The organism is Allobosea sp. P1_A7 (assembly GCF_056406775.1).
Genome location: NZ_JBFTZN010000567.1, coordinates 1 through 1,346, shown reverse-complemented (window position 1 = coordinate 1,346; position 1,346 = coordinate 1). Strand labels below are relative to the sequence as shown.

General features: G+C 60.6%; 2 protein-coding genes and 1 pseudogene. 1 reads left to right on the top strand and 2 read right to left on the bottom strand.

Features of this window, described 5'->3' with window-relative positions:
* Positions 1-101: pseudogene (locus tag AC1D34_RS37640) on the top strand (IS6 family transposase); the annotation flags it as partial.
* A gap of 169 nt (positions 102-270) precedes the next feature.
* Here AC1D34_RS37640 and AC1D34_RS37635 read toward each other — a convergent pair.
* Positions 271-945: a LuxR C-terminal-related transcriptional regulator gene (locus AC1D34_RS37635; RefSeq protein WP_441509220.1), complete on the bottom strand. Its 675-nt coding sequence runs from the start codon at positions 943-945 to the stop codon at positions 271-273.
* A gap of 161 nt (positions 946-1,106) precedes the next feature.
* Positions 1,107-1,346 (bottom strand): beta-barrel domain-containing protein (locus AC1D34_RS37630; RefSeq protein ID WP_476827036.1); only part of this gene is annotated, 240 nt, incomplete at its 5' end.

The following is a 1,346-nucleotide window of genomic DNA, read 5'->3' as shown; positions in this document are numbered from 1 at the left end:
GTATCGAGATGGTTCACATGATGCGCAAGCGACAGGCCAGATACGCCTACAATCCAAATCCGTCCATCGCAGCGCAGTTTGAGATTATCGCAGCGGCGTGAAAGGGCACGAACCACCAAATTCTATGGCGCCGCGGAAATTTGCAACAGAACCCTCTTCACGCATGCAGATTTAGCTCCGCGGCGTCGAGAGATTTGATCGCCTCAGCCGTGCTGGCCGAGGCCGTGAACACGATGATCTTCGTCTTTGGCGCGATCCTCGACTCGTCTTTCAGGGGCGGAACCTTGTGGCAACCGGGATGCTCGTCGCCGCAGCCAGCTTTTGCGCGGCGATGACCGCCTCCAGACGATTACGGGCATTCAGCTTTGCCATCAGGCCGGTCATGTGCGCCTTGATGGTCTTGGTGCTGAGCGAAAGCTCGCGGGCGATCTCGCTGTTCATCTTTCCGCAAAGCAGCAGTTTGACAATCTGCTCCTCCCGGACGCTGAGCCTGTTGCAGGCCGCCTTCTGTCGTTCGAGAGACTTGTCCTTCAAGGCGCAGATTAGTTTGCTCGCGAACGAGGGACTGACATAGACGTCGTTGCGTTGCGCGGCCTGAAGGGCTTGAATGAGGTCGTCTCCCGGGCCGCTCTTTAGGACGTAGCCCTTCGCCCCGGCATCAAGAGCCCTGATCGCATCATCCGTGCTGGCCGAGGCCGTGAACACAACGATCTTCATGGTGGGAGCGATCCTCAACGCGTCCGAGATCGCCCGATAGATATCCCCCGCCATGCAGGGATCGACGATCATGTCATCGGGCCGATGGCTCCTGGTGATCGACACCATATCGTCCGCGACATTCCCGGTCGCGGCGAGCGTAAAACCGCCCCATCGTTTCAGCAGGGCGGCGATCCCCTCCATCAGCACCGGGTGATCATCGACGATCGCGAGCGAACGATCCGGCATGGCTCCTCCCCCTCTCTACTTTACCGCTGCAAGTCGAATGAGATGGTCGCTCAGTCAAAACCCTTTGCGAGATGGTGGGGGCGCTCCATGTTGGAGCGGCGCTGGTCGGCTGCCGGATCCCCTCCCATTCGATGATTCGAACATGAGGGGCAGCGGTCGCCTCACCTCTCCTTGAAGATCCTGTTGGCGTGGTCGGCGAAGGGCTTTGTCAGGAACGAGAGCGCGGTGCGTTCCTCGGTGGTGATGAAGACCTCGACTGGCATTCCAGGCTGGAGCTTGCGGTCGCCGAGGGCGGCGACGAGATCGCCGTCGATCTGGATCTCGCCGGTGTAGAAATTGGCGCCGGTGGTGGGGTCGCGGGTGGTCGCCGGGGAGAGATGGCTGACGGTGCCCGGCAGCTC

What these genes read in the sequence shown, in the direction of transcription:
- AC1D34_RS37635 (WP_441509220.1), bottom strand. Translation starts at nt 945, where the DNA reads ATGCCGGATCGTTCGCTCGCGATCGTCGATGATCACCCGGTGCTGATG.